Annotated in this window: 23 protein-coding genes; 13 read left to right on the top strand and 10 right to left on the bottom strand. The window is 62.0% G+C overall.

Annotated features, from left to right (window positions below):
• Nucleotides 1–29: 29 nt before the first annotated feature.
• Nucleotides 30–896: a PilZ domain-containing protein gene (locus AAGS40_RS21520; protein WP_345814840.1), complete on the bottom strand. Its 867-nt coding sequence runs from the start codon at nucleotides 894–896 to the stop codon at nucleotides 30–32.
• 356 nt (nucleotides 897–1,252) lie between these two features.
• Here AAGS40_RS21520 and AAGS40_RS21515 point away from each other — a divergent pair, with 356 nt between their 5' ends.
• A complete protein-coding gene (locus tag AAGS40_RS21515) occupies nucleotides 1,253–1,732 on the top strand; it encodes a ribonuclease (protein WP_345814839.1) in 480 nt (159 codons plus the stop codon).
• A 37-nt stretch (nucleotides 1,733–1,769) separates the two neighbouring features.
• Here the strand turns inward: AAGS40_RS21515 and AAGS40_RS21510 are convergent, their stop codons facing one another.
• Together AAGS40_RS21510 and AAGS40_RS21505 are read right to left on the bottom strand one after the other, a co-directional pair.
• The gene (locus AAGS40_RS21510; protein ID WP_345814838.1) at nucleotides 1,770–2,399 is read right to left on the bottom strand and encodes a carboxymuconolactone decarboxylase family protein; all 630 of its coding nucleotides are present in this window, start codon (nucleotides 2,397–2,399) and stop codon (nucleotides 1,770–1,772) included.
• A 507-nt stretch (nucleotides 2,400–2,906) separates the two neighbouring features.
• Nucleotides 2,907–4,079, bottom strand: coding sequence for a neprosin family prolyl endopeptidase (locus tag AAGS40_RS21505; protein ID WP_345814837.1), 1,173 nt, complete (start codon nucleotides 4,077–4,079; stop codon nucleotides 2,907–2,909).
• A 764-nt stretch (nucleotides 4,080–4,843) separates the two neighbouring features.
• Here AAGS40_RS21505 and gcvA point away from each other — a divergent pair.
• Nucleotides 4,844–5,851, top strand: a complete 1,008-nt coding sequence (gene gcvA, locus AAGS40_RS21500; RefSeq protein ID WP_345814836.1) for a transcriptional regulator GcvA — start codon at nucleotides 4,844–4,846, stop codon at nucleotides 5,849–5,851.
• 107 nt (nucleotides 5,852–5,958) lie between these two features.
• Here gcvA and AAGS40_RS21495 read toward each other — a convergent pair whose 3' ends face one another.
• The 4 genes from AAGS40_RS21495 to AAGS40_RS21480 all read right to left on the bottom strand — a co-directional run bounded on the left by AAGS40_RS21495 (nucleotide 5,959) and on the right by AAGS40_RS21480 (nucleotide 10,273).
• Nucleotides 5,959–7,077, bottom strand: coding sequence for a porin (locus AAGS40_RS21495; RefSeq protein ID WP_345814834.1), 1,119 nt, complete (start codon nucleotides 7,075–7,077; stop codon nucleotides 5,959–5,961).
• A gap of 334 nt (nucleotides 7,078–7,411) precedes the next feature.
• Nucleotides 7,412–8,353: a LysR family transcriptional regulator gene (locus AAGS40_RS21490; RefSeq protein WP_345814832.1), complete on the bottom strand. Its 942-nt coding sequence runs from the start codon at nucleotides 8,351–8,353 to the stop codon at nucleotides 7,412–7,414.
• Between the two features lie 402 nt (nucleotides 8,354–8,755).
• The gene (locus AAGS40_RS21485) at nucleotides 8,756–9,388 is read right to left on the bottom strand and encodes a hypothetical protein (RefSeq protein WP_345814830.1); all 633 of its coding nucleotides are present in this window, start codon (nucleotides 9,386–9,388) and stop codon (nucleotides 8,756–8,758) included.
• A gap of 24 nt (nucleotides 9,389–9,412) precedes the next feature.
• A complete protein-coding gene (locus tag AAGS40_RS21480; RefSeq protein ID WP_345814828.1) occupies nucleotides 9,413–10,273 on the bottom strand; it encodes a hypothetical protein in 861 nt (286 codons plus the stop codon).
• A gap of 95 nt (nucleotides 10,274–10,368) precedes the next feature.
• Between AAGS40_RS21480 and AAGS40_RS21475 the strand changes: the two genes are divergently transcribed.
• From AAGS40_RS21475 to ptsP, 10 genes are all read left to right on the top strand, one after another.
• The gene (locus AAGS40_RS21475) at nucleotides 10,369–11,367 is read left to right on the top strand and encodes a sugar-binding transcriptional regulator (protein WP_345814826.1); all 999 of its coding nucleotides are present in this window, start codon (nucleotides 10,369–10,371) and stop codon (nucleotides 11,365–11,367) included.
• 454 nt (nucleotides 11,368–11,821) lie between these two features.
• Nucleotides 11,822–13,153 carry an NAD(P)H-dependent oxidoreductase gene (locus AAGS40_RS21470; protein WP_345814825.1) on the top strand — a complete coding sequence of 444 codons (1,332 nt, stop codon included), beginning with the start codon at nucleotides 11,822–11,824 and terminating at the stop codon, nucleotides 13,151–13,153.
• Between the two features lie 31 nt (nucleotides 13,154–13,184).
• Complete coding sequence (locus AAGS40_RS21465) at nucleotides 13,185–14,240, top strand: thiamine pyrophosphate-dependent dehydrogenase E1 component subunit alpha (protein WP_345814823.1); 1,056 nt, start codon at nucleotides 13,185–13,187, stop codon at nucleotides 14,238–14,240.
• 113 nt (nucleotides 14,241–14,353) lie between these two features.
• Nucleotides 14,354–15,301: an alpha-ketoacid dehydrogenase subunit beta gene (locus tag AAGS40_RS21460; RefSeq protein ID WP_345816539.1), complete on the top strand. Its 948-nt coding sequence runs from the start codon at nucleotides 14,354–14,356 to the stop codon at nucleotides 15,299–15,301.
• Nucleotide 15,302: 1 nt separating this feature from the next.
• Complete coding sequence (locus AAGS40_RS21455) at nucleotides 15,303–16,688, top strand: acetoin dehydrogenase dihydrolipoyllysine-residue acetyltransferase subunit (protein WP_345814822.1); 1,386 nt, start codon at nucleotides 15,303–15,305, stop codon at nucleotides 16,686–16,688.
• 213 nt (nucleotides 16,689–16,901) lie between these two features.
• Nucleotides 16,902–17,297 (top strand): transcriptional regulator GutM, encoded by a 396-nt coding sequence (locus tag AAGS40_RS21450; RefSeq protein WP_345814820.1) that lies wholly within the window; start codon nucleotides 16,902–16,904, stop codon nucleotides 17,295–17,297.
• A gap of 114 nt (nucleotides 17,298–17,411) precedes the next feature.
• A complete protein-coding gene (locus AAGS40_RS21445) occupies nucleotides 17,412–17,966 on the top strand; it encodes a PTS glucitol/sorbitol transporter subunit IIC (RefSeq protein ID WP_345814819.1) in 555 nt (184 codons plus the stop codon).
• 46 nt (nucleotides 17,967–18,012) lie between these two features.
• Complete coding sequence (locus AAGS40_RS21440) at nucleotides 18,013–19,029, top strand: PTS glucitol/sorbitol transporter subunit IIB (RefSeq protein ID WP_345814817.1); 1,017 nt, start codon at nucleotides 18,013–18,015, stop codon at nucleotides 19,027–19,029.
• Nucleotides 19,030–19,090: 61 nt separating this feature from the next.
• Nucleotides 19,091–19,468 carry a PTS glucitol/sorbitol transporter subunit IIA gene (locus AAGS40_RS21435; protein WP_345814815.1) on the top strand — a complete coding sequence of 126 codons (378 nt, stop codon included), beginning with the start codon at nucleotides 19,091–19,093 and terminating at the stop codon, nucleotides 19,466–19,468.
• An 88-nt stretch (nucleotides 19,469–19,556) separates the two neighbouring features.
• Nucleotides 19,557–21,506, top strand: coding sequence for a phosphoenolpyruvate--protein phosphotransferase (gene ptsP / locus AAGS40_RS21430; RefSeq protein ID WP_345814813.1), 1,950 nt, complete (start codon nucleotides 19,557–19,559; stop codon nucleotides 21,504–21,506).
• 50 nt (nucleotides 21,507–21,556) lie between these two features.
• On the opposite strand, the gene AAGS40_RS21425 is transcribed toward ptsP, so the two are convergent.
• Nucleotides 21,557–22,450, bottom strand: a complete 894-nt coding sequence (locus tag AAGS40_RS21425) for an NUDIX domain-containing protein (RefSeq protein ID WP_345814811.1) — start codon at nucleotides 22,448–22,450, stop codon at nucleotides 21,557–21,559.
• 337 nt (nucleotides 22,451–22,787) lie between these two features.
• Here AAGS40_RS21425 and AAGS40_RS21420 point away from each other — a divergent pair, with 337 nt between their 5' ends.
• Nucleotides 22,788–23,441, top strand: coding sequence for an FMN-binding negative transcriptional regulator (locus AAGS40_RS21420; RefSeq protein ID WP_345814809.1), 654 nt, complete (start codon nucleotides 22,788–22,790; stop codon nucleotides 23,439–23,441).
• A gap of 31 nt (nucleotides 23,442–23,472) precedes the next feature.
• Here the strand turns inward: AAGS40_RS21420 and AAGS40_RS21415 are convergent, their stop codons facing one another.
• Together AAGS40_RS21415 and AAGS40_RS21410 are read right to left on the bottom strand one after the other, a co-directional pair.
• On the bottom strand, nucleotides 23,473–24,462 hold the full coding sequence (locus AAGS40_RS21415; RefSeq protein WP_345814807.1) for a zinc-dependent alcohol dehydrogenase family protein: 990 nt from the start codon (nucleotides 24,460–24,462) through the stop codon (nucleotides 23,473–23,475).
• Nucleotides 24,463–24,570: 108 nt separating this feature from the next.
• Nucleotides 24,571–24,804 carry a hypothetical protein gene (locus tag AAGS40_RS21410; protein ID WP_345814805.1) on the bottom strand — a complete coding sequence of 78 codons (234 nt, stop codon included), beginning with the start codon at nucleotides 24,802–24,804 and terminating at the stop codon, nucleotides 24,571–24,573.
• Nucleotides 24,805–24,921 lie beyond the last annotated feature (117 nt).

Genomic DNA, 24,921 nt, shown 5'->3' with positions numbered 1-24,921 from the left:
AGCTCCGCTAGCCTGTCAATTGCTATCGCTTACAGGCTGCTGCCGGTCGCGGCTTCGAACACGAAGTCTTTGACCAACCGCCGTGCGTCGTCCGCAATGCCGCTGAATTGCGCACCCACCATGATCTTTCCATTAGAGGTCCTGACGTTGCGCGCGACGCAGTTCAACAGAATCGCATGCGCTCGTCCACCAAGACCGAAACGAAGGGAAAGCTTGAAGTGCTCCCCTTGTTCGAGCGTGCAATCCTCGAGCTCGACACCGACACCGTTCAGGCTCAGATTGTTCACTGTCGCCGAGAATCCCGCCGTGAGCGCATCGTTTCGCAACAGCCGAGCCGGCATGTCGACCGCGACGCGGAAGTGCTGCCGCACGACGTGTTTGGTGACGGCTTCAGGATAGTGCAGGAAAGTGATCTCGAACGGTGTCTGCGTGCTACTCGCGACAGTCGTTCTGAACGTGTACAAATTACGGCCGATCAGCAGCTTGGCATCCAGTTCGGTGCCTTGCTGCAGTGGCTCATGACCCTCCGGCAGCCGCACCAGCAGGCTTTCATCCTTGACCATGCCGACGTAATGCACGGACAGGGGCGCCTGCCCGTTCACAGGCGTGAGCAGAAAATTTTCCGGCTGCGACCAGATGGCGGGAAACGCGCCACCGCTCGCGGCAGGCTTGCGCACCGGTTCACGGTTGCTGGTGGAGATGAGAACGGGTTGCTGACCCTCCTGCGTCGACCGGCTCTCGCGGGAAACATCCTCGCGAAAAGCGCCTACATCGAACAGACGAGCGAGTTGCGAGGAAGTCTGAATGACTTGCCCCTTGCCGAGCAAAAGCTTTCCCGCGGCCGAATACACCGGAAACGCAAGCGGATTGTCGAGCGATATTTCGTGTTGGGACACGCGCACCAAAGCCATTTTTCGCCGCCGGTTAGAACCATGCGCTCACGGAATCGCACTCGAACGGGAGTGCGGTGTGGTCTGAACTAAGTTGGCGGCAGTATGCGAACTTTTAAAAGATTTGAATAGAAGGGCAAACGTTTTCGTGTCAATGAAATGTCTTTATCGCAGGTGGTGCATCATTGGCGAAAGTTCGGAAACCCTTTCTTTCCTTTTCTTTCCGACGGTACAACTTCCCGGTTGTCGATGGCCATCGCGTTCGCGCGCGCTGCGTCCAACGTTGATTCGCTCTGCCTTTAGCGCTACCCTGAAACCGTTCATCGTCGTCGAACGCTGCTCAACCCGGGGAGAACCCTTTCGTGAAGCAAGCGTGGACTTTCTCTTGCATCTTCGCCCTGTGCGCTGTTCTTGGAGGATGCGGCAAGGACGGTTCCCGAACCGCCGCGCCGGAGTCCGGTGCCTCTGCGAGTGCGGCGTCGGAACCGCCCGGAATGCCCGCGAGCGGAGCAGCGGGCGTCTCAGGTGCATCGGGTTCGCAGGCGCGCGGCGTGCTCGTTGCCATTCCCAGGGCGCAGTTGCCGGCAGAGGCAACCGAGACATTGCGTCTGATCAAGGCGGGCGGTCCTTTCCCATTCGGCGAGGACGGTGTGCTGTTTCGCAACAGCGCGGGATTGCTGCCGGAGCATGCGCGTGGCTACTACCATGCCTACACCGTTCGCACGCCGGGCACGACGGATCGTGGGCAGCGACGCATTGTATGCGGCGGGCTGCGCAAACAGACCGGCGACTGCTATTACACCGAGGACTATTACGCCAGTTTCAGGCGCATTGCAGAGTAACGCGGTCAGTTGTCTCCACAACCACTGTCAGTGCCCATCACTTCTCCAGCGCTGTGCGCAGGCGTGCGGCGGCGCTGGCGTCGCCGCGCTGCTGCAGCACCTCAGCCATCTGATGCAATTGTGATGTGCTCAGGCCGACGTTCAGGCTGATCCGGATGTGCGCCTGCAATTGTGACCCGACACCGGACAGTGCAGCGAGCGCCCCGACCGTGGCCAGTTCGCGGCTTTTCCAGTCGAGGTTGTCGCGCTCGAAAATGTCGCCAAAAAGATGAGTCTTCAAGAACGTGTCGATCGCCGGCGCAAAGTCGAATAGCGGCCCGCTTACCGGCGCGCCGGCCAGTTTCGTCTGATTCGCGGTGCCGGCAGCGAGCAGCGCATCGCCTTGCGGAATTGCGCGCCGCGGATCGCTGCCGGTCGCATCGTGAATCCCCCGGTCGCGACGCGCGTCGGTCACTTTCATCAGTTGACCGAGCGCGTTAAGACTTCTGGGAAATCCGGCGTACGCATAAAGCTGTACAAGCATTTCTTTGATTTCGCCAATTGCCAGACCGGCGTCCAGTCCTAGATTCAGCGCGTCATCGAGACGGGGCAGGTCGCCCGCCGCTGCAAAGGCGGCAATGGGTGCGATCGCTTGTTGTTGCGTGGAAAGTGTCTCTTCGCGAGTCATTGTTTCGTGATCCTGTGTTGTTTCTATGGATGGGGTGTCGGCAGCGCTCATCGATGCGAATGTCATTGCGATCAGCCCCGATAGAAGTCCCACGAGCGTGCGTTGGCGCTGGAAGTTATCGACCGCCATGTGCCGCCTTCTAATGCATAGGGCGAATCGCATCGATCAGTGCAGGCGTCGCCTTCGGATCGTGCGGTGTGATGGGTGGCCGCCGCCCGACATCATGCTACTCGTGCGCTGGCCGCGAATACATACCGGCAGACTGCAAGGGCTCTTCGCCGGTATTCATGAATCGGTTTGCTGCGCGCGGTCTCGCCCTCGATCCCGTTGATCAGGCAGGCTTATAAGGGTGTGTCGATTTGAACGAGTAGTCGGATCGCGGCGTCCACGATGACCGCCTCGCATCGCATTGAAAGCAACTATCCATTCGGCGCGATGCAGTTGCGCGCGCAACCACATCGCGCCGGCGTGATTTTCAATCGCCGGCTGACCGCTGTTGCCACTGCATCAAGCCGTCGGTCCTCCAAAATACTGGTAGCTGCCCCACGAACTGCCGCTATTCATGAAGGTCGCGATCGTGTAGGGGTCCACCGTGCAGGTGCTGGAGGCCGCATCCGTTTCCGGTGTGCCGTTAAGGTTTGCGAGGGTTCCGTCGGTGCCGGTCTGCACATGCAGCAACCGTTGAAACGCCGCACGGCTGAAGCCTTCGGCCGCTTGCCGGCCGCTGCCCATCTGATCCTGCGTTGTGCAGGGATCGGCGAGCGCGCTATAGACCTCACCGCCAAAGCTCACCCATTGCGCGAGGTTAGCCAGTCCATTTGGAAACAGCGAAGCAGGATAATAGCCAAGCCAAATCCAAGGCCCGGACTCGTTGTTGTTGAAGCCGAACCACCAGTTACCCTGAAACAGCTGGAATTTGATGCCGATTTCCAGCTGCGACGGCGCGCCCTGCGTGCTGCTGCCATTGATGCGAATGCCTGGAAAAATGCTTGCGTGGTATTGGACCCAGCCGCCGTCCAGCCGGTTGTAGCCGCCGATATTGTTGCCGTCCGCGCTATAGCCGTTGGTGGTGTAGTACGTGAACAGATGGTTGGCCGAATCGCCGTTCAACGTGCGATCCACGGTCAACCCGGCTTCGATCGAATGGGTATGTGTGGCCTGATAGTTTTGCAGCCATGTCTGCGAAATCGAATGATCGTCACCGGGCGACGAGGGTAGGTCCACCGCGGGATCCCACACATTCAGCCATGCGTCGCAGCCGTAGTTGTTGATCGTGCTCGAACTGGTGGCGTGGAAGTAGCCGGCCGGATTCGGGTCGGTCGGCTGTCTGTTCGCGCGGTTCATGTTGACCAGCAAGCCGCCTTTTTTCGAAAGATACCGTTCGAGCGTCATGCCGTGTGGCACCTTGTCGAGATTTGGCCTCAGGATGGGCACATGTCCCGCCGGCCCTGCGGGTCCGGTATCGAGCGACGCAGGATGAGTGCGCCGCTGAGCATCGAGACCGCGTTCGGCCTCGACAGGCGGCGGCGGTTGCGCAATCTTTTCCGAGGTTTGACTTTCGATCGGCACCCAATCAATCGTCATGCCATGCTCAGTGGTGGTCGTGGTTGTGATCTTCAGCGAACGTTGACGCGTTTCAAGCCATTGGCTCAGTTGCGGATGAAAGACTTTTTGCTGCATGTCATACCCCTGATCGAGAGATGGGCGGATTGGTGAAGGGCGATTGCGAACCCTGCTGGCAGCAGCGCCGGCAGGACAAGCCCCCATACGTACTCCGACGAGGCAAAGCGTGCGCATTAACGGATACCGATGCTTGCATTCGGAGGGTTTCGTGTCGAACCCTTGCATCGTTTCTTCTGTTTGTCATCAGCAAGACGAATGCGCGAGCGCCGTTTTCAAGCTGCGCGTACGGAGGTGCGCGGCGACGCCGTCGTGCCGAAGGTGAGCGCCGTGATTCAACGGCCGGCGCCGTCGCCATCATCGGTTGGGAGATGCCTTTCGTTTTTCAGGAGATGGGCAGAAAGGTCAGATCAGACCGATGGGAGAAAAAGTGCAGCCACGACCGCGACCGTCATGCCCACGGCCGACATGGCCCAGAGCGCGTAACGCCACGGCATGATCGTTATCAGCAGAGAGATTGCAGCAGGAATCGCAGACATCCCGAGGTCGCCGGAAAAGTTTTCGATGCTAAGCGGTCCGCGGGCGTTGCCTCCATCAATGCGCGACACTGCGCCCGAGGGGAGGCCAATATTGCGCGCTCGAGCCGAAGCCCGAGAGGGCGAGTGTGATGCTCAAGCGAGGCAGTGTTACGGACGAGTGCCGTGACTTGCGCTGGGTGAAGGAGCTGTTACCGGCCTTTCATAGTCCAGGTTGGCCCGCCACAGCCTATACCTGACGTAAAATTGAATCTTACGGGAGAAAAAGTCACTTCACGGGCAACGGTCATGGTTTCAGACGGGTACATGGAAAAAGACGCGGACAGGTTGCCACCGCTGAACGCGCTGCGGCATTTCGAGGCGGTGGCACGGCTGGGAAGTTTCGCGGCAGCGGCGAGCGACCTGCACGTTACGCACTGGGCAGTCGGCAAGCAGATCCGGTTGCTGGAGGACTGGTTCGGCGTTCCGCTTTTCGAGCGCCGCTCACGCGGCGTCGTTCCAACCGACGAAGGCGCTGCGCTGCTCAATGATGTCAACGGCGCGTTTGCGCGCCTGAGCAGTTCGGTCACCAGGCTGCGCCGCGAATCCGTGACACGTCGTATCTCCAGTGTCGTCCGCGTGAATGCGCTGGCGAGCTTCGCGTTGTGCTGGCTGATCCCGCGCCTCGCCGATTTCCAGGCTCGCTATCCGGACATCGATATACGGCTCTCCACCACCTCGCGCCGGTTGCGTTATGTCGGCGATGCCTTCGACGTCGGCGTGCGTTCAGGACCGGAGGATGCGGCCGGACTGATGTCCACGACGCTGATGCCCGACGTGCGCGTGCCCGCTTGCAGTCCGGTGCTGCTGCAGCGCAGTCCGATCAGGACGGTCGCCGATTTGCGCAGTCATACGTTTCTTCACTCGACGAGTACACGTACGGCGTGGTCCGACTGGCTACGGCAGGCGGGTGCGCCAGGTCTGCGAAGCGCGCGCGATCTCAACTTCGATCATGTCTTTCTTCAACTCTCCGCAGCCGCCGAAGGCCTTGGCGTGACATTGGCGTCATTGCCGCTCATCGAGCGCGAGATCGCCACTGGCCGTCTTGTGTGTCCGTTGCCGGAGCCCGCGTGGCGCGGGCCCGATTACACGCTGGTCGTCAATGCCGAGCGCGCGGACGACAACGCCGTTATGGCATTCAGACAGTGGATCATCGCAATGGCCGCGCAACATCCGGTAGAGCCTGCCCGAAGCGAGCCTGCGCGCAAGGTCGGTCGGATGACGGCACGCGGGAAGCGACCGAAAAGCCATTCCTGATTGCATGCGCAGGCAAGCGCAGGTTCAAGCGTGATCGCAATCGTCAATCCTACACTTCGCCGGATGACAGGCACGGTGGCCCGCTCGCGAGGTGTCGCCGCAGACACTCAAAACCGGTGTGTCATCCCCAGCGCCACCAGAATCTGCTTCGTTCCAGGTTCGGTTACGGTGACACCGGGCCAGCTGACGGTCGCACTGCCGTTGTTCTTCATATAGCCCGCGCGAACATACAGGCTCGTCCGTTTGGACAACGAATGGTCCGCACCGAGCTGAAAGCCGGGCGTGTTGTCATGCACGCCACGAACGTCGCGCTGAATGGCGGCGACTTCGATGACGTCCGCAGGCGTCGCCTGAATTGTGGCGCCGAGTTCGGCGATGCTGAGTGAGTGTCCGGTACCGAGCAGCGCTGCCAGCGACCTGGACGGCGCGTCCGACGCGCGTTGATACGAATAATTCAGCTGGAAGTTAACGATGCCGATCTGGTAAGCGAGCGCCGCAATGAAGTGTTCGGTGCCGAGCAAGGCAAGGGGCGCGGGCAGTGTTGCAACCGTCTCGCGCCCCGCATGTTGATTCACATAAGCGAAACCGGCATACAGACCGTAGCCCGAATAACTCGCGCCGACATTCAGCATGTTGCCGCTGGTTGCAGGGACGGGCTGGGTTACCGTCGCCGAGAACGCGTACATGCCGAAAAACTGCAGGCCGCGATAGTTCGGCGACTTATAAAGAACCGAATTGCTCGCACGCCCGGAGTCGTATTGCGTCGACAAGGTATTGCGATCGACCGCAAGAACATCCGCGGAAAAGGGCGACAGCACTTCGTTCGCGCGGAACGGATCGACCGGATAGGCGATGCGGAAACTCGGCTCGTACTGACGGCCGAATGTCAGCGAGCCGTATTGATCGTGACTCAAACCGACCCACGCCTGCCGATAGAAAAGGGCAGCGGTATCGGCAAAGAAAGTACCGTTATTCAGATTGAAGCCGCTCTCGACGTCGAACTGGGCTTTAAGGCCGCCGCCCAGATCTTCGTCGCCCTTCAGTCCGAACAGCGATCCTGTCGAGCCGCCGCTGCGTCCGGAATACGAATGACTGCCGCCGTTGTCAAGATATTGAACAAATGTGTCTGCGACACCATACAGCGTCACGCTTGAATCGGCCGCCGCCGCGCCGCTTGCGGCCAGAATCAGCGTGGCGCCACACATTCCCTGACTGATAAAACGCATGCATGTCTCCTCTTTTATCGTCCTTATCGTCCGTCTCGTCCTCCGACGACGGATCGAATGGCTCAGTCATGTCCACCCAAGGCCGGGTTGACACACTGATTTGACGGCATCTGCATGGTTAAAGCCATTGCAATGTTCGTATCGCAACGTTGCACATAGTGCATGTCTACGCGGGCGGCACAGAAACGGTCGCCGCGCTCGCAGGCAAGCGCCGGCATCCTTTGGAAAGCCTAATCGCAACAGGCGTAAAAAAGCACGCCCCGTTCACGCGTGCGACGTTCGAGCCCGAGCGTGTCGATCGCGAGGGCAGCGGGAGCAACCGCGGCGCGGTCTACTACGTGTGCAGAATGCCTTGAGCCGCCTCGTTCGCGTCGTTGAGCACCCGTTCGGCCAGCGCGAGGGCGGAGCTCGCCGCGGGTGAATGTGTGCGGTCCGCGAGATAGAAGAGCGCGAATTCGAGACCGAGCCGCTGCGGATTCGTGAGTTTGATAGGGGCAAGCCGCGCTGCCTCGAGGTCGTGTCTGATCGCGGAAGCGGTGGCGAAGAGCACCGCGTCCGTGCGCGCCACGACCTCCTTGAGCACGTTCACGTCATTGCATTCGACCTGCAGCGCGATCTCTTCGTGAGAACGGATTTTGAGCAGCCGATGCAGCGCGTCTTTCATGAACGGGGGCAATGTCACGGAGACGAGCGGAAATTCGCGCAGCGCGGCAAGCGGCACGGAGCCGCGCGCGAGCAAAGGGTGCCCGGGGCGCGCGAACCAGCACCCGCCATGACGCGGTAGCCGTCTGAGGGTGACGTCCGGCGTGACGGGTGCTACCCGTCGGTCGGTCACGAGAAAATCGATCTGCTCGGCGCGCAGCTTTGCGAGCAACGCTTCGCCGTCGCCGAGTTCGACTGATACCTTGATCTTTGGAAAGCGGTTCGATATCTCGACGAGCAGTTCGGGCAGCAGAACCACTGCGGCGTAAGGCCCGAGCCCGATCGTAACCTCGCCGAGTTCATGGGCTTTCAGCAATTCGACGTCGCGAAAAAAGCAGCGTGTTTCGAACAGCACGCGCCGCGCCCGTTCGACGAGCATCCTGCCCGCTGCGGTCACGGCCACGCCGCGTGCCGCGCGATCGAAGAGCTTCGTTTCCAGTTCTTTTTCGAGTGCCTGAATACTGCGGCTCAACGCCGGTTGACTCAGGTGGACGCGCTCCGCCGCGCGGGCGAAGCTGCCCTCTTCAGCTAGCGCGATCAGATGGCCTAGCCTGCGTGAATTGATCTCATGCATCTATTGCAACGTCTCCGGAATGAGATTGCACTTGTACCATCACGGCCGACCAACTCAAATAGGCACAAACCGCAGCCGCGCGCGATGAGCGGCAAGCGCCACCCTTGATGCAGTCCGCTCGTTTCGCATGGCGGCATCGGGCTACGCGGCATGTTCAATGTCGGAGTGCAGCAACGCCGCGGACGTTTGATCCGCGGGCTTCGAATGCGCTTGAGCGGGGGAGATTCAAAAAGCGGGAGAGAACGTGAGGGACGTGCGGGAAGAATCGATTCGAACTACTGACCGGCGCTCGCAGTCCCGGGAAAATGCGTTCTCGAAGAAAGCGCAGTGTCGCATGCAGATGGCTGGCTGACACCTGCACGCGCGGTTGCATGGATACCGCCCGGGAAGCGGCCTCGCGCGTTACGCGCCTTTGCCAAACCTTCCCGCATTCGGCCGATTGACCACCATGCTGGGTTCTCGCCAGTTCGGTTCGAGTCCAACGAACTTGTCGAAGTACGCAATGGCGAGGCTGGGTTCTTCCAGCAGGTTCTCGCGAAACGATTTCCAGAGCGCCGGTTGCGCATTGACCTCGTCGAGCTTCAGCTCGATTCCGCATTTCTGCCGCAGCGTCTGCTTTAAAAGTTCGAAACAGAAATGCGTGAGCATGTAGCCGGCGGGCCACCATACGGGGGTATTGTCCGGCGAGACAGAAGCGAGCGAGAGGGCCGACGAGAGAGCCGACGATCCCGCCGACGCGTCCGTGGCCACATGCACCACACGCCTGTGCAGCAATTCGCGCAACAGCGCGCCGAACGAAAACTGGAAGTAGTCCGGTTCGTTCCAGTCGCGATAGTCGCGATTGCTGAGGAGAACGTCGAGCCACGCGAAAAAGGCCGTGGTGAAGTTGCGGTCGTCGATTTCAAGCCGCACACGGTAACGCGACAGGTACTCGTCGCAACATTGCTGCAACAGGTTCCGGCAGGGCGTCAGTTTCTGCACCTGATCCCAGATTCCCATTCTGGTATTGGTGACTCCGCAAAGCACGTGGCTCATTCGTCACTCCGTGGGTCGCGTTTTTCAGCAGAGATGCGAGACGACATGTTCGATTTCGGCGGTCAAAGCCCGCAATGCATCACGGTCCTTCAATGCCCGGCGCAATGCCTCTTCGCGTGCGCCGATCACGTCGGCGAAAAAACGCACGGCCGCGTCCGGTTCGGTGACCATGCCGCTCGTGAAAATGTTCCGCGCGAGCGCCGCGACGGATAACGTCAGAAACACATACGCGTTGGGTTCCGTGATGAGCCACCACGGCGCGCTTGCGTCCGGCAGCGCATCGAAGCGCGTGCTGCGGATAGGTTGCGCGTCGATCAGCGCCAGCACGAGCCGCGCGCAGGCCTGGCAGAGCGCGTGACGCCATTGCGAACTGTCCGCGCCGACGCCGCTGCTGCGCGCCGCGCCCGGTGCGGCCAACGCCGATTCGACTTCTTCGAACGCGCGGCTGATCAGATGCTCGAAGATCAACACATCGGTCGCGCCGCATTGCATGATCATGCGCTTCGCGGCGGCGTAATAGCCGGTCGCGAAAATGCGCGTGTTTCTGGAAGCGCCCTCGGGCGGAAAAAGATAGGTGGTCAGCGACTCGAGTGGAACGGGGGATTTCCAGTGGTCCTGCAGCGGCGGCATCGCGTGACCAGCGAAAGTCTCGGCAGTTTCGATCAGGTCATCCGCAAAATGCGCGACCGATTCGAGTGACAGCCGCCCGCTCGGTCTGGCCCGTTGTGCGAGCGGCGTTCGCGCGTTGGGTGGACGGTCCGGCTTCACCTGCCCCGGCACGTTGCGAGCCGCGTAACGTATCTGACGGGCACAATCGCGCAGCGCAAGTCCCAACTGGCTGATGTCGCGGCTCAGATGTTGAGGCGAGGGCGTTTTGGGTTTCATCGACGTCTCTTTAACGAAACATTTGAAGTTAAGATAGCACAAGTGTTCAGTGAACCGACCGTCTCAAACCGCTTTTCCCATGATAGGAGCGTAGCTTGCCCAAAGCGAGTGTGGCGACCGAGAGCGTCGACAATGATGAGCAGAATCCGGCGCGGCGATTGCGCTTGCGCGCCGCGTGGATGTATTTCGTCGAAGAGATGACGCAGAACGAAATCGCCCAGAAACTGGGGATTGGACGCGTGACGGTCGTGCGTTTGCTGGCTGCCGCGCGTGAGCGCAGCGAGGTCAAGATTTCGATCGGAGACCGGCTGGCGGAATGCGTGGAAGCGGAGCGTCTACTCGAGCGCCGCTTTGGAATCAGCGAGGCGATCGTCGTGCCGCTGTCCGCGCGCGGTGCCGACGCGACCGGCCCGATCAGCGCGGCGACGGGCGCGTATGTGTCGCAGCTGGTCCGCCCTGGCATGCGGATCGGTGTGGGCTGGGGCCGCACGCTCGTCAGCTCCCTCGCGTTCATGAACGAGCGAACCGTGGATGACGTGTCGGTCGTGTCGCTCCTCGGCGGCATCATGAAAGCACGCCGCTTCAATCCAGCGGAATTCGCGTGGCGCTTTGCGTCGCTGTTTCAGGCGGATTGCTATCTGATGACCGCGCCGCTCGTCGTCGACAGCGAGGAAACGCGCCGTACGCTGATCGAGCGCTGCGGCCTCGGCGATATTTTCGAACTGGCCAAGTCGCTGGACGCGGTCGTGATGAGCGCGGCCGGCATGGGCGCGGACGCGACGTCGCATCAGTCGAAATTCATCAGCAACGCCGACCGCGCGTCCGTCATCAAGGCCGGCGCGGTCGGCGACGTGCTGTTCAATTTCTTCGACGCGCACGGCGAGTTGATCGACCATCCGATCAACCAGCGTGTGATGTCGGTGCCGCTCGACATCGTCAGCAAGGTGCCGGTGCGCGTACTGGCGGCGGGTGGCGCAAGCAAGGTTCACGCACTTGCCGGTGCGCTGAAGCTGCTCCGCCCGACCGTGCTGATCACCGACGAATACACCGCGAAAGACGTCCTCAAGCTGGCGGGCGCGCCGCAGGCAGTGTGAATCCGCAGCGCGGGGGCGAAGTGTGGCCGAGCGTCTGGCCCCACGTGTGGCCCGACGTGTGGCCCTTACCCTGACGCCGTTACAAACCTGAGAAGCCGCGCGCGCAGCGTTTCTCTCAGCCTGCACACCCTCCCGCCGATGCGCCTCCGCTTGCCGCGACACACGCCGGCAGCCTGACCTGCCAGATCCTTCCTCCGCACGCTCCCTGCACCGGAATCCGGCACGCCGTTCGCCTTCCCGTGCCGCATTGCCGCTCCTGAAGCAGCGTTTAAGCACTTGCCACCAAGGGTATTCCTTACCCGAAAAAACGGCCGTTTCTGCGAAACCGGTCTTGGGTTTTTGGTGAACATAGTGCTAATCTGAAAAACATAAGTTCTCATCTCGGGCCGCGATTGGGTTTGCCGCCCTCGTTCATTTGTCGCGCTGAATGCGCGGTATTCGTGGAGACATGCACATGCATAACATCACCCCGAGCGGCCTCGCGGCCGACCTCGAAAAGCGCGCCGCAACGGGCCGTCCGATCCGTATCGGACTGATTGGCAGCGGCGAGATGGGCACGGACATCGTCACGCAGGTCAGGCAGATGCATGGGCTGGAAATCGGCGCGATCGCTGAATTGCGGACAGAGGCCGCCTGCGCCGCCGTCAAGGTCGCGAACGGTGCGGACTCGGGCTATCGCATCGTCGAAAGCGCGTCCGGTCTGTCGCAGGCTATCGACGCGGGCCAGATCGCGATCACGCAGGACGTCGACGCGGTATGCACGAGCGAGCAGATCGACGTGGTGATCGACGCGACCGGCAAGCCCGCCGTCGGCGCGCAGATCGGCCTGATGGCGATGGAGCACGGCAAGCATCTGGTGATGATGAACGTCGAGGCCGACGTGACGATCGGCGCCTATTTGCGGCGCGAGGCCGAGCGGCTGGGCGTGGTGTATTCGCTCGGCGCCGGCGACGAACCGAGTTCCACGATCGAACTGATCCAGTTCGTGAGCGCGCTCGGTTACCCGATCGTCGCGGCGGGCAAGGGCAAGAACAATCCGCTGAACATCGACGCCACGCCCGAGCTCTACATGGAAGAAGCCACGCGGCGCAATATGAACCCGCGCATGCTGGTGGAGTTCGTCGACGGGTCGAAGACAGCGGTCGAAATGGCGGCAATCGGCAACGCGACCGGGCTGACGCCGGATGTGCCCGGCATGCATGGCCCGAGTGCGACGCTCGATGAACTGCACGACGTGCTGTGTCCCGTCGAAGACGGCGGCATTCTTTCGCGCAAGGGCGTGGTCGATTACACGATCGGCAAAGGCGTCGCGCCGGGCGTATTCGTGGTCGCCGAAATGGCACACCCCCGCTTGCGCGAGCGCATGGAAGACCTGAAGCTCGGCAAAGGTCCGTACTACACGTTCTATCGCCCGTATCACCTGACAAGTCTCGAAGTGCCGCTCACGTGCGCGCGCTCGGTGTTGTATCGCCGCGCGGACATGGAGCCGCTGCCCGTGCCGGTCGTCGAGGTCTGCGCGGTCGCCAAGAAAGATCTGCAGCCCGGCGAGCGGCTCGATGCGATCGGCGAATACACGTACCGCGCGTGGGCGATGAGCGTCGGCGATGCACGCGCGCAAGGCGCGGTGCCGTGCGGGCTCATTGAAAACGGCCGTGTCACACAGCCCATCCGCAAAGGCGAACTGCTCACCTATCGGAACTGTGCGGTGGACGCCACGTCGCCGATCGTCGAGTTGCGCCGTCGTCAGGATGAAATGGTGTATGGCCAAGCGGCCGTTGCCGCGTGACGCTCAATCGTGCTGTATCGGAGAGACAAACATGAATGAAGTCGTCGAGCCGTCCGTCAGTTTGCCGGCTGCTTTGCCGGCTGTCCTTGGCCGGCATGAGCCCGCGACACTGCGCGAGGCGTTGCGCAAGATGATTCTGGTGCGCCGTTTCGAGGAAAGTGCCGAGCAGGCCTATATGCGCGGATTCATACACGGCACCATGCACCTTTCGATCGGCCAGGAAGCCAGCGCGATCGGCGCCACGTTCGCGTTGACCGATGCCGACTACATTACCTCGACCCATCGCGGACACGGCCACTGCATCGGCAAAGGCGCGGATCCGAAACGGATGTTCGCGGAGTTCTTCGGCAAGGAGACCGGCTATTGCCGTGGGCGTGGCGGCTCGATGCATATCGCCGACGTCAGGCGTGGCAATCTCGGCGCGAACGGGATTGTCGGCGGCGGCATGCCGATCGCGGTCGGCGCGGCGCTATCGGTCAAGCGTCAGAAAAAGGATTCGGTCGTCATGTGCTTCTTCGGCGACGGCGCGAACAACGAAGGCGCGTTTCACGAATCGCTGAACTTTGCGGCGATCTGGAAGCTGCCGGTGATCTTCGTGTGTGAGAACAACCGGTACGGCATGTCGATGTCCGTCGAGCGGTCCACGGCCGTCGCGCACGTCGCGCAACGCGCGGTTGCTTACGACATGCCGGGCGTGACCGTCGACGGCAACAGCTTCGTGGATGTCCTCGACGCGAGCGAACAGGCTATCGCACGAGCCCGCAAAGGTGAAGGGCCGACGCTTGTCGAATGCGAGACGTACCGTCTGCGCGGCCACTCGAAGAGCGACCGGAACCGCTACCGCACGCGTGACGAAATCGAGGAGTGGAGCGGGCGCGACCCGATCGTGCGATTCGAGCAGGTGCTGCTGCACTACGGATTGCTCGACGAAGCCGCGCTCGCCGCGATGCGCGACGAGGTCGAAGCCCAGATCGAGGAAGGCATCGCATTCGCGCAGGCGAGTGCATCGCCTGCGCCCGCCGACCTGACACGCTACGTGTACAGCGAATCCATTGCGTCGGGTCCATTCGCCGGAGACGTCAAATGATGGAAACAATGACAACCGCTAAAGCGCCTGCCGCGACGGCGACGACGGCGGCGACGACGACGGCCGCGGTTCGACCACGCGAGCTCACCTATGCGCAGGCCATTCAGGAAGGCATGGCGATCGCAATGGAACGCGATGAGCGCGTGTTCCTGATGGGCGAGGACATCGGCGTGTATGGCGGCGCGTTTCAGGTGACGGGCGATCTGGTCGAACGTTTCGGCGCAGACCGTGTGATGGATACGCCGATCTCGGAACTGGGCGGGGCGGGAATCGCAGTCGGGGCGGCAATGACCGGACTGCGGCCGATCTACGAATTCCAGTTCTCCGATTTCGCGACGCTCGCGATGGAGCAGATCGTCAATCAGGCCGCAAAAATGCGCTTCATGCTGGGCGGCGAGGTGTCCGTGCCGCTCGTCATGCGTTTTCCCGCGGGTTCCGGAACCGGTGCGGCGGCGCAGCATAGCCAGAGCCTGGAAGCGTGGTTCGCCCACGTGCCGGGACTCAAGGTGATCCAGCCGAGCACACCGCATGACGCGAAAGGCCTGCTGCTGGCCGCGCTGGAAGACCCGGACCCGGTGATGATTTTCGAGCACAAGCTGTTGTACAAGAGCAAGGGGCCGGTGCCCGAGGGCTATTACACCGAACCGATCGGCAAGGCTGCGATCCGTCGCGCTGGTGCCGACGTAACGATCGTCGCCACGTCGATCATGGCGATCCGCTCGCTCGAAGCAGCCGCGATACTCGAACAGGAACGCATCGACGCAGAAGTGATCGATTTGCGCAGCGTGCGGCCAATCGACCGTGTCGCAATCATTGCGAGCATCCGCAAAACGTCGCGGCTCATCTGCGTGTACGAGGGCGTGCAGCAGTTGGGCGTGGGTGCGGAAATTGCCGCGATTGCGTGCGAAACCGAGGCTTTCGACTATCTCGACGCGCCGGTGATTCGTCTGGGCGGCGCGGATTGTCCGTTGCCGTATAACCCGCAACTCGAGAAAGCGGCGGTGCCGCAGGTCGACGACATCGTAGCGGCGGCTCGCCGGATCGTCGGCGGGAGACAGTGATATGCCGACCGAAGTGATCCTGCCGCGCGTCGATATGGACATGACCGAGGGAATGATCGCGGCATGGCATGTGAACGAAGGCGATGAAGTGCGCGAAGGGACGCTGATCTTCGAGATCGAAACCAGCAAGGCGACGATGGAGATCGACGCGCCCGCGAGCGGTGTGATCCGGCAGATTAGCGCGCCGGTCGGCAAGACGGTGCCGGTGGGGACAGCCGTCGCGTGGATTTACGCGAGTGGCGAAGCGTTGCAGGAGCAGGCTGCAACAGCACCATCAGCACAATCAGCGCAACACGAAGCTGCGCCTTCTTCGCCATCTGCGCGATCCGTGCAACCGGAAACGGCTTGCGACGAAGCTTCGTCCCACACCGGGGCGGCCATCGCAGATCCGGAATCCGGCGGTCAAGCGCCGCAGCCGCTCAGGGCAACGCCTGCCGCGCGGCGTGTTGCCCGTGAACGCGGGCTGCGGCTTGCGAGTGTCGCGGGCTCGGGTCCAAACGGGCGCATTGGCGAGCAGGACGTGTTGCGCGCGCACACGGACGCTGTGCGAACCGCGAGCGGTCCGCTTCCCGCGGCCGATCGACTGCATGCCGTGTGGCTGCGCAAGGGTCCGGCCGCGCCGCTCGTGATGTTGCACGGATTCGCGGCCGAGTCGAATAGCTGGCGGCCGTTCACGCACGCGCTGGACCGTGCCGCCGAGGCGAATGTCGGCATGCTCGGCATCGATCTGCCGTGTCACGGAAAGTCGTCGCAGGTCGCCGCGAGCTCGATCGGCGACATCGTCGCAGCGATCGAACGTACGCTCGCGGCCGAGGGCGTCGATGAGTTTCATCTGGTCGGCCATTCGCTCGGCGGCGCCGTCGCGCTCGCAACGGCGGCGGCTTTGCCGCGCGGCGGGGTCCGCTCGCTGACCCTGCTCGCGCCGGCGGGGCTGGGCGCGGAATGCAACGGCGCGTTCATCACGGGAATCACACGGGCGGCACGCCGCGCGAGCCTCGTTGCGTGGCTCAGGCAACTGTTCGCCGATCCGTCGCGGCTCGACGATGCGTTCATCGCCACAGCAGAACAACAGCTTGCGAGCGCGGAAGTTCGCGAGCGGCTTGCGTCGCTGGCGGAGATTTTCTTTCCGGACGGCGTCCAAAGCCTCGATCTGCGTGGCGCGCTGGACCGCATCGACATGCCGGCAAGAGTCGTGTGGGGACTGCAGGATCGCATCATTCCGGCACGTCACGCCGAGGGTTTGCCGGGCCGGATCGGCGTGCATCGTTTTGCGCAGGCTGGGCATTTGCCGCAGATGGAAGCACAGCAGGAAGTGGCCATGATCGTCGCCGAAAACATGAGAAGCGCGCAACCCGGGAGCAGCCGGCCGCAGGCAGCGGTAGGATGACGCAGGGTTGCGCGCGGCAACTCCGGTTTGCGCGCGGCGACGAAGTGCGGCCGGCGGCGGAATGCGAGGCTTCGCGTTTCTCCCTAGTCGAGGCGGGATTGAACACTTGTAAGATTAGAGATTAAAAAAGTTCAAACAGAAAAGATGGAGAGAGACGGACGACTGCGCTGCGCCGACGGCGTCGCGGTAGTCCCACATAATCAGGAGACGACGATGGACTATGTGCGTGGTGCTTTGCTCGCCTTAGCCGTGTTCTGGGCGATGCAGGTAATCGGTTCGTGGTATCAGATGCGCCGCTATGGCGATGCCGTTCGCGATACGGCAAGCCGCTGGAAAGGCGGTTTTCTCGGCGTCGGTTCCTGTAAGGTCAAATTTGGACGAGGCGCGATTGCCATTGTCGTGCTGTCCGCGGACATGCGCATCTGCCAGTTCCTGAGCATGTCCGGCCTGACCGTCTTCTCACGGTTCCATCCGCACGAAGGCTACGCGGGTCTTTCCATCGACGAGTTTGCCGCGCAACTCACCGGCACGCGACTGCGACGCGCGATCGTGCGAGCCGCAACCGATGCACTCGACCGGGCGCGGCACGCCGCCGAAGCCCCAGCCTGACTTCCCGTTTTCTCAAGCAGCACATCTGCTCTGTGTGTCCGGCTCCGTTCGGCCCGCGCCGGGTGAAGCTTTTCTCGATCGCTCGATCGTATTGGTTGGTCTTGGAGATTCGCCATGTTCATGCTCGATTGGCTTACGCATCTCGCTGAAGGGTTCATTGGCATTTTCAACGCGGGTGGCAAAACATTCATTGGATTCGTTACCGGCATCCTGCCTACGCTGATCGTGCTGCTGACCGCCGTGTACACGATCATCGCGCTGATAGGTGAGCACCGCGTGCAGGGACTCGCGCGCTTCTTTTCGAAAAACGTGATCACCCGCTATACGTTATTGCCTCTGCTCGCAATGTTCTTCCTGACGAACCCGATGGCTTACACCTTCGGCGTCTTTCTCGAAGAGAAGCACAAGCCCGCGTTCTACGATTCGGCCGTGTCGTTGTGTCATCCGATTACCGGACTCTTCCCGCACTGCAATCCCGGCGAACTGTTTGTGTGGCTCGGCGTCGCAGCCGGCATCACCAAGCTGGCCGAAAACCACGCGGCCACGTTTTCGATCCCTAAACTGGCGCTGTTCTATCTCGTTGTCGGCCTGTTCGTGAACCTGCTCAAGGGCATTCTCACCGAAGCGTTGACCCGCCTGCTGGCTCACCGCGAAAAAATCGAGTTGTGAGCACGGTTGTCACCGGCTATCCATCATAGACATAGAGGCACCTGAAATGGACACGAGAGCATACAGAGCCGTGAAAGTAGTGCGGGGTCCGGACGGATGGGGCGGCCCGCTGATCATTCAACCGACGGCGGAGCGCAATAAGATCGTCGCGGTGACGGGCGGCAGCATGCCGGAGGTCGCCAGACGGCTCGCCGAGCTGACGGGCGGCATTCTGGTCGACGGCTTCCGCAATCCGCCGCTCGAATCGGAAATGGCGGCGGTGGTTATCGATTGCGGCGGCACCGCGCGCTGCGGCGTATACCCGCGCAAGAAGATCCCGACGATCAATCTCACGTCGGTCGGGCAATCCGGACCGCTTGCTCAATTCATTACCGAGGACACCTATGTATCGGGTGTGACATCTGAAAGTCTGTCCGCCGTCGAGGATGGCGAGCCGGCTTCGTTTGCCAGCGTCGGTGTGGTTTCGCCGGCAACCGTAAGCGCACCGGCGGCATCGGCAGCGGCGGCGCCCGCGGCCGGCGAATCATCGCGCGGCATGATCGGCTTCATTACCGCGATCGGCCGCGGCATGGGCGGCGTGGTCAACGTACTGTTCAACAGCGGCCGCAAAGCGATCGACACGGTCATTCGCAACGTGCTGCCGTTCATGGCCTTCGTCACGATGCTGATTGGCGTGATCAATTCGACGGGCATCGGCACCGGTCTCGCGCATCTGCTTTCGCCGCTCGCCGGCAACATTATTGGCCTGATCGTGCTGTCGGCGATCTGCGGACTGCCGTTTCTGTCGCCCGTGCTGGGGCCCGGTGCGGTGATCGCGCAGGTGATCGGCGCGGCGATCATTGGTCCCGCCATCGGCAATGGCACGATACCGCCGCAGATGGCGCTGCCCGCGCTGTTCGCGTACGACACCCAGGTAGGCTGCGATTTCGTGCCGGTCGGCATGGCGCTTGGCGAAGCCAAACCGGAGACGATCCGGATCGGCGTGCCGGCCGTGCTGATCAGCCGTCAGATCATGGGACCCATTTCAGTACTGATCGCGTGGGCGGCGAGCTTTGCGCTGTAATGCGCGCGCTGCGACGATCGGACGTTCGGAATTACTCCCTTTTTCAAGTGTGGATGCGACGATGAATTACTACAAGACGGTCATCACCGAGGTGGGTCCGGAAGTAGCCGATCTGCTCGAAGGCGGCGTGCTGATTCTGTACGCGGACGGCGCGCCGCCGGAACTCGCGGAGGTGTCGGTGCTGCATCGCGTAGAAGCGGCGCGGGCCGATGCGCCGGAAGTCGGTACGCAATTGCGTATCGGCGAGATCGGCGCAGTGGTGACAGCCGTAGGGCCGACCGCGTGGCACAAGGTCAACGAACTGGGGCACGTGGTCATCAATTTCAATGGGTCCGCGGTCGCGGAGCGGCCCGGCGAGATTTGCGCGCAGTCGGTCGATCCCGCGGCGCTGCTCGCATGCATGCACAGCGGCGTGGTGATCGAAATCGCCGATCGGTGAAGGCTTGTGAAGCGCGCTGCGCCGTGAACCGCGCGACGCGCGGTGCGGACCGGCATATGCAGGGTCGTCTGAACGCAAGGAATCCGTCATGTTGGAAACCGCAGTTATCGTAAAGGTGGACGAAGGTCTGCATGCCCGGCCGGCAACGCAATTCGCCAAACTCGCGAAGGAGTTCTCGTGTTCGCTTCAGGTCTTTAGGGGCACGGCGAGTGCCGACGCAAAGAGCGCGGTGAAGCTGATGCTGCTCGGCGTCAAGCAGGACGACCAGATTCTTCTGCGTGCCGACGGTCTTGACGAGACTGTCGCGCTGCCGCGCCTGATGCAGTTCCTGTCCGAACCGTCTGCCGGCGTAATGGTGGTGCATAAAGAGAAGGAGGCCGAAGTAATCCGGTTGAGTGAAAAAGCGACTGCCGCGCTACCGGCCGGTCCAGCGACGGCCGTGCGCGGCGTGCCCGCCAGCGAAGGTTTTGCATGCGGGGATGCAATTGCCTATCTGCCGGAAGCGTTGCGCGCGACGCGGCAGTTCATCGAGCCGCACGAGGTCGCGGAGGAACTCGACCGGTTCGCGACGGCGTTCAACGGCGCGATTGCCGTCATGAGCCAGCAGTTCGCGTCGATGCAGTGCCACAAGGACATCGTCGAAGCATTGGCCGACGTTGCGCAGAGCGACGAATTTTCCGGTGCGGTCAAACAGCGGATCGTCGCGGGATGGGACGCGGCTGCCGCGACGTTGCAGGTGGGCGAGGAACTCGCCGCTTCGTTCCTTGCGATGGAGGACGAATACCTGCGCAGCCGCGCCGACGACATCAGGGGTGTCACGCGCCAGGTCGTGCTGCGGCTCCTCGATCGTGAGGACGTGAGCCTTGCGTGTCTGTCGAAGCCGTGCATCGTGCTGGCTGCCGAACTGACGGCACTCGATTTTGCACGCGCGAATCTCGCCAACATCGTGGGACTGGTGTGCACGAAGGGAAGCGCGACCTCGCACCTCGCCATCATGGCGCGCTCGCAAGGCATTCCCGCCGTGCTTGGCCTGCCGGTGGCAGAGGACGAGTTGCGCGCAGTCAGGCGGGTGGCACTCGACGGCGCGCGGGGCGACGTGTGGTTCGATCCGTCGGCCGAGCGCGAAGCGGAATTCGCGGTCCATATCGCGCAGGACAAAAGCCGGCGCGCGGCCTTACAGGTGTTTCGCGACGTCGAACCCGTGACGCGCGACGGCCGGCGAATCGAAGTCGCGGCGAACCTGGGCGCGTTATCGGAAATCGACGCGGCAATCGAAGCGGGTGCAATGGGCGTGGGTCTGTTTCGCACTGAACTGCTGTTCATGGACCAGCGCGTGCTGCCGGACGAAGACGAGCAGTTCGGGATCTATTCGCGTCTGGCAGAAGCCTTCTATCCGCGGCCCGTCGTCATTCGTACGCTCGATGTCGGTGGCGACAAGCCTGTGCCCGGCATCGAATTTCCAAAGGAAGACAATCCGTTTCTGGGTTGGCGCGGTGTGCGCATGTGTCTGGATCGGCCGGACGTTTTCGTTCCGCAATTGCGTGCGCTGCTGCGTGCGTCGGTCAAAGGCAACGTGCAGGTGATGGTGCCGATGGTCGACGACGTCGACGAAGTGCGCCGCGTCAAGGCGCTGATCGCGCAATGCGCGCAGGCTTTGTCCAGCGAAGGCGTAGCGCATGCTTTGCCGAAGCTGGGCATCATGATCGAGACGCCTGCTGCCGCGCTGACCGCCGATCTGCTCGCGCCCGAGGTCGATTTCTTCTCGATCGGCACGAACGACCTCACGCAGTACGTCATGGCGGTGGACCGCATGAATCCAGGTCTCGCCTCGCTGTACCGCACGGATCATCCTGCCGTGTTGCGGGCCATCGGCATGGTCTGCGAGGCCGCCAGGAAGGCGAACATCGGCGTGGCAGTGTGCGGCGAGGCAGCGGCGAGGCCCGAGATGATTCCTGTGCTGATCAATCTCGGCGTGACCGAGTTGAGCATGAGCCCGTCCTCGATATTGCGGGCAAAGCAGATTGTCAGCGAGCTTTGACAGCCGGCGGAAACGCGTACCGCCTTGACACGCGTTTGCGCGGTCGAGCATCAACGCAGTGAAATCTGTCCGCGTTGCAGATAAGCGAGCACGTCCGCCATTCTTCTGCTTTGCGAGGGGACCATGGGGTATTGGTCCAGTTCATTCAATGGAACCCGGGCAATCTGGGTGGATTCTTCGTCGTGACGCAAGGTTTCCGTCGAGCTGGTCGCGGATAACAGCACTGAGAATTCGCGCCGCACTTCTCCGTCGCTATAGGCGATCAACGTTTGCGGATCGGAATACACGCCGACAATGCCATTGACGGCGATAAGCGCGCCTGTTTCCTCCAGCACTTCGCGGTGCGCGCAGGTCTCGACCGATTCGTCGAGTTCCATCGTACCGCCCGGCATGCTCCAGTAGCCGCTGTCGGTTCGTTTGACGAGTATCAGCCGTTGCAAAGAATCCAACACGGCGACCGAGACTGCGGGCTTGAGTGAATTCGGCCGTGGCGCACACTGCGCGGCGCGCAGGTCGAGCCGTCTGGCGAGCAACGGTGTTTCGGCCCATTCCGCGATTTCGCAGGGTACGTCCGGCGTTTCCGCGCGCTCAGCTGCCGGACATCTGATGAACAGAATCCGCGTGGCCTGCTTGAATCGCTGAATGTACGGCGTGCCGGCTTCGATCATGTAGAAGTCGCCTGCGACGAAACGGTGAACGTCGCCGCTGTCGAGATCCCGGCACTCCGTCATGCCGCCCAGTACGTAGCCATACTGTCTTGCAGACGTCTCCCGGCGCGCGGATTCAAAAGCCGCCGACGGATAGTTCGAGATGCCGATGTCAAGAGTGTCGTCGTGAATGGCGGCGAGCAACTGCGGCTCGGACATGCCGCCTGCGAGGTACTGGCGCGTAGCCGCTGCCAGACTCGCTTCGATCTGTGCGCCGCCGAGTTTGAATAAACCCATCTTTGCTCCTTCGCTGTCCCGCTTCGCCCGGATGACCGAGACTGTGTGTCGCGAACCGGACGGCGGCCATTTCGTTACGCAGTGTCATGCCGTGCCGCCTGAACCCCGAGGTCGACGGCCTGGTTCAGTTCAGCAATTGACGGAACTTCCACCGCTTCGGGATGGCGAGCCACGTTCCCTGGTCCAAAGGAAATGATCCAGACTGGTTCTACAATATAAACCGGTTTCCCGTCACAATGCTTCGCATGCCAGCGAACCTTGGGTGCCGAGTTGACGACGCGCTGGGCGTCGACCGGAACGAACGGAGAGGCGTGGCCGCACCTGTTACGGAGTTTTCATGTACATACCCGCTCATTTCGACGAACCCGATACCGCCGTGCTGCATGCATTGATCGCGGAAAATCCCCTGGGCATGCTGGTCACGCACGGCAGCAACGGCCTCGACGCCAACCACATTCCGTTCGAACTGAAAGCGGACGAAGGACCGCGTGGCGTTCTCCACGCACACGTGGCGCGCGCGAATCCGGTCTGGCAGGACGTAGCGAATGGAGACGAAGTGCTGGTCGTGTTTCGTGCGGGCGATGCGTATGTGTCGCCGACCTGGTATCCGACCAAGCAGGAGACGCACAGGCAGGTGCCCACCTGGAACTACCAGGTCGTGCATGCGCACGGGCGCGTGACCATCCGCGACGACGAGCGCTATGTGCGTGGGCTGGTCGCCCGTCTCACGCGCACGCACGAAGCGTCGCTGCCCACGCCGTGGAAGATGACGGACAGCCCCGCCGAGTTCATCGATACGCTGCTTAAGGCGATCGTCGGTGTGGAGATCGACATTACACGGCTGGTGGGCAAGCTGAAACTGAGTCAGAACAAGGAGGTGCGGGATATGGCCGGCGCCGGCAGTGCGCTCGCCGAACGAGGCGAGCGCGTCATCAGCGAGGCCATGCTCGAACGTGCCGGGCAAAAGCGTGCAAAGGAAGCAGGCAACTAGTCAGGAAACGAACCCGCCAACCAACGTCCCGTCAGACCGTCACCACGATCTTGCCGAACTGGCCGTTGGTTTCCAGATAACGGTGCGCGTCCACCATCTGGTCGAAACTGAACGTACGGTCTATCACCGGTTTGAGCGCGCCGCTTTCGAGTCCCTTGAGTATGTAGTCGACCGCCGCCTTGCGGCGTGTTTCATCGCCGCTCGTGAGCCAGATGTTGTGCGCCTTGACCGTGAGCATCTTGCCGATCATCTCCAGCACGGGTAGCGGCGTGACTTCGTCGCTGAGCGCGCCGTAGATATACGCAATGCCCTGAAACGACAGCGTAGCCAGCAGCTTGGCGAAGTTCGGGCCGCCAACCGGATCGAAGGCGACGCGAGCGCCGTTGCCTCCGGTGATCCGCATCACTTCGTCGACGAGATCGGCTTCGTCCGTGACCACCACGTGGGCGGCGCCCGCGTCGAGCAATGGCTGCTTTTTGGCGGCGGTGCGCGTGAGCGCAATCGAGGTCGCGCCGGCATAGTTCGCAAGCTGGATGGCAGCGAGCCCGACGCTGCTGGAGGCCGCCGGCACGATCACGAAGTCGCCCTGGGTCACTTTCGCATCTTCGATCAGTGCGCCATAGGCCGTGACGAACATCATCCATACCGACGCCGCTTCCGTGAACGACAGTGACGACGGATGTTTGACGACGGCGTAGTCCGGCACGACGATCACTTCGCCGTAGGTGCCGTACTGATTCATCGAAAAGGACGGAATGACGCTGACCACGTCGCCGGGCGCGAACCCGCTGACGCTGCTCCCGACTGCATCCACTGTTCCCGCGGCTTCATAGCCGAGGCCGGCGGGGAATTTGACCGGCTCGATATAGATGTCCTTGCGCCACATCGACTCCGCGCGGTTGAGTCCGATCGCTTTGACGTGAATGCGGATTTCGTTCGGGCCCGGCTGCGGCACGGTCGTCTCGACGAATTCGAGTACTTCCGGCCCACCGGCCTGGTTGAACCTGATGGTGCGTGACATGCGGATCTCCTGCGTTGATTCAGGGCCGAGGCTAAACGACTGACATTGTCCACTCGGTTGGTGCTTCGGACGGGTATGCGGGAAGTCGGTGTGATGCAGACAATACGGCTAATCCGGATTCGACGAGAGGTGGCGTCCAGACGCAACCAGGTTCGCGTCGCCCGATGCGACGAGCGCCTGCGCCGTATCACCGTCCAATCCGCCTGCTGCGATGATAGGGCCGGAAAAGTGTGGACGCGGATAGGTCGCCACAACCGGCGAGTGTCCTTCATGCAGCGTATCGTCGCCTTTGATACGCGGTTCGATTACGGGAAGATACGCCAGACCATCGCTATGCAGCACTTAGCCACGTAGCTGCAAGTGGCTTTCGGGTGGGTGTCGGAAGTGCCGTCCCATTCGCCCGACGGCGAGATGCGCACGCCGACGCGCCTTGCGCCCCAGACCGGGATCAACGTGGCC

Origin of the sequence: Paraburkholderia sp. PREW-6R, from assembly GCF_039621805.1 — a bacterium.
Classification (GTDB): domain Bacteria; phylum Pseudomonadota; class Gammaproteobacteria; order Burkholderiales; family Burkholderiaceae; genus Paraburkholderia.
The sequence above is the reverse complement of the archived record's forward strand: the minus strand, read 5'-3'. Positions and strand labels throughout refer to the sequence as shown.

Bases quoted from the DNA above. Each gene is read 5' to 3' on its own strand.
- AAGS40_RS21510 (WP_345814838.1), bottom strand. From the start codon at position 2,399: ATGACTCGCGAAGAGACACTTTCCACGCAACAACAAGCGATCGCACCC.
- AAGS40_RS21505 (WP_345814837.1), bottom strand. From the start codon at position 4,079: ATGCAGCAAAAAGTCTTTCATCCGCAACTGAGCCAATGGCTTGAAACG.
- gcvA (WP_345814836.1), top strand. From the start codon at position 4,844: ATGGTTTCAGACGGGTACATGGAAAAAGACGCGGACAGGTTGCCACCG.
- AAGS40_RS21495 (WP_345814834.1), bottom strand. From the start codon at position 7,077: ATGCGTTTTATCAGTCAGGGAATGTGTGGCGCCACGCTGATTCTGGCC.
- AAGS40_RS21490 (WP_345814832.1), bottom strand. From the start codon at position 8,353: ATGCATGAGATCAATTCACGCAGGCTAGGCCATCTGATCGCGCTAGCT.
- AAGS40_RS21485 (WP_345814830.1), bottom strand. From the start codon at position 9,388: ATGAGCCACGTGCTTTGCGGAGTCACCAATACCAGAATGGGAATCTGG.
- AAGS40_RS21480 (WP_345814828.1), bottom strand. From the start codon at position 10,273: ATGAAACCCAAAACGCCCTCGCCTCAACATCTGAGCCGCGACATCAGC.
- AAGS40_RS21470 (WP_345814825.1), top strand. From the start codon at position 11,822: ATGCATAACATCACCCCGAGCGGCCTCGCGGCCGACCTCGAAAAGCGC.
- AAGS40_RS21465 (WP_345814823.1), top strand. From the start codon at position 13,185: ATGAATGAAGTCGTCGAGCCGTCCGTCAGTTTGCCGGCTGCTTTGCCG.
- AAGS40_RS21460 (WP_345816539.1), top strand. From the start codon at position 14,354: ATGGCGATCGCAATGGAACGCGATGAGCGCGTGTTCCTGATGGGCGAG.
- AAGS40_RS21455 (WP_345814822.1), top strand. From the start codon at position 15,303: ATGCCGACCGAAGTGATCCTGCCGCGCGTCGATATGGACATGACCGAG.
- AAGS40_RS21450 (WP_345814820.1), top strand. From the start codon at position 16,902: ATGGACTATGTGCGTGGTGCTTTGCTCGCCTTAGCCGTGTTCTGGGCG.
- AAGS40_RS21445 (WP_345814819.1), top strand. From the start codon at position 17,412: ATGTTCATGCTCGATTGGCTTACGCATCTCGCTGAAGGGTTCATTGGC.
- AAGS40_RS21440 (WP_345814817.1), top strand. From the start codon at position 18,013: ATGGACACGAGAGCATACAGAGCCGTGAAAGTAGTGCGGGGTCCGGAC.
- AAGS40_RS21435 (WP_345814815.1), top strand. From the start codon at position 19,091: ATGAATTACTACAAGACGGTCATCACCGAGGTGGGTCCGGAAGTAGCC.
- ptsP (WP_345814813.1), top strand. From the start codon at position 19,557: ATGTTGGAAACCGCAGTTATCGTAAAGGTGGACGAAGGTCTGCATGCC.
- AAGS40_RS21425 (WP_345814811.1), bottom strand. From the start codon at position 22,450: ATGGGTTTATTCAAACTCGGCGGCGCACAGATCGAAGCGAGTCTGGCA.
- AAGS40_RS21420 (WP_345814809.1), top strand. From the start codon at position 22,788: ATGTACATACCCGCTCATTTCGACGAACCCGATACCGCCGTGCTGCAT.
- AAGS40_RS21415 (WP_345814807.1), bottom strand. From the start codon at position 24,462: ATGTCACGCACCATCAGGTTCAACCAGGCCGGTGGGCCGGAAGTACTC.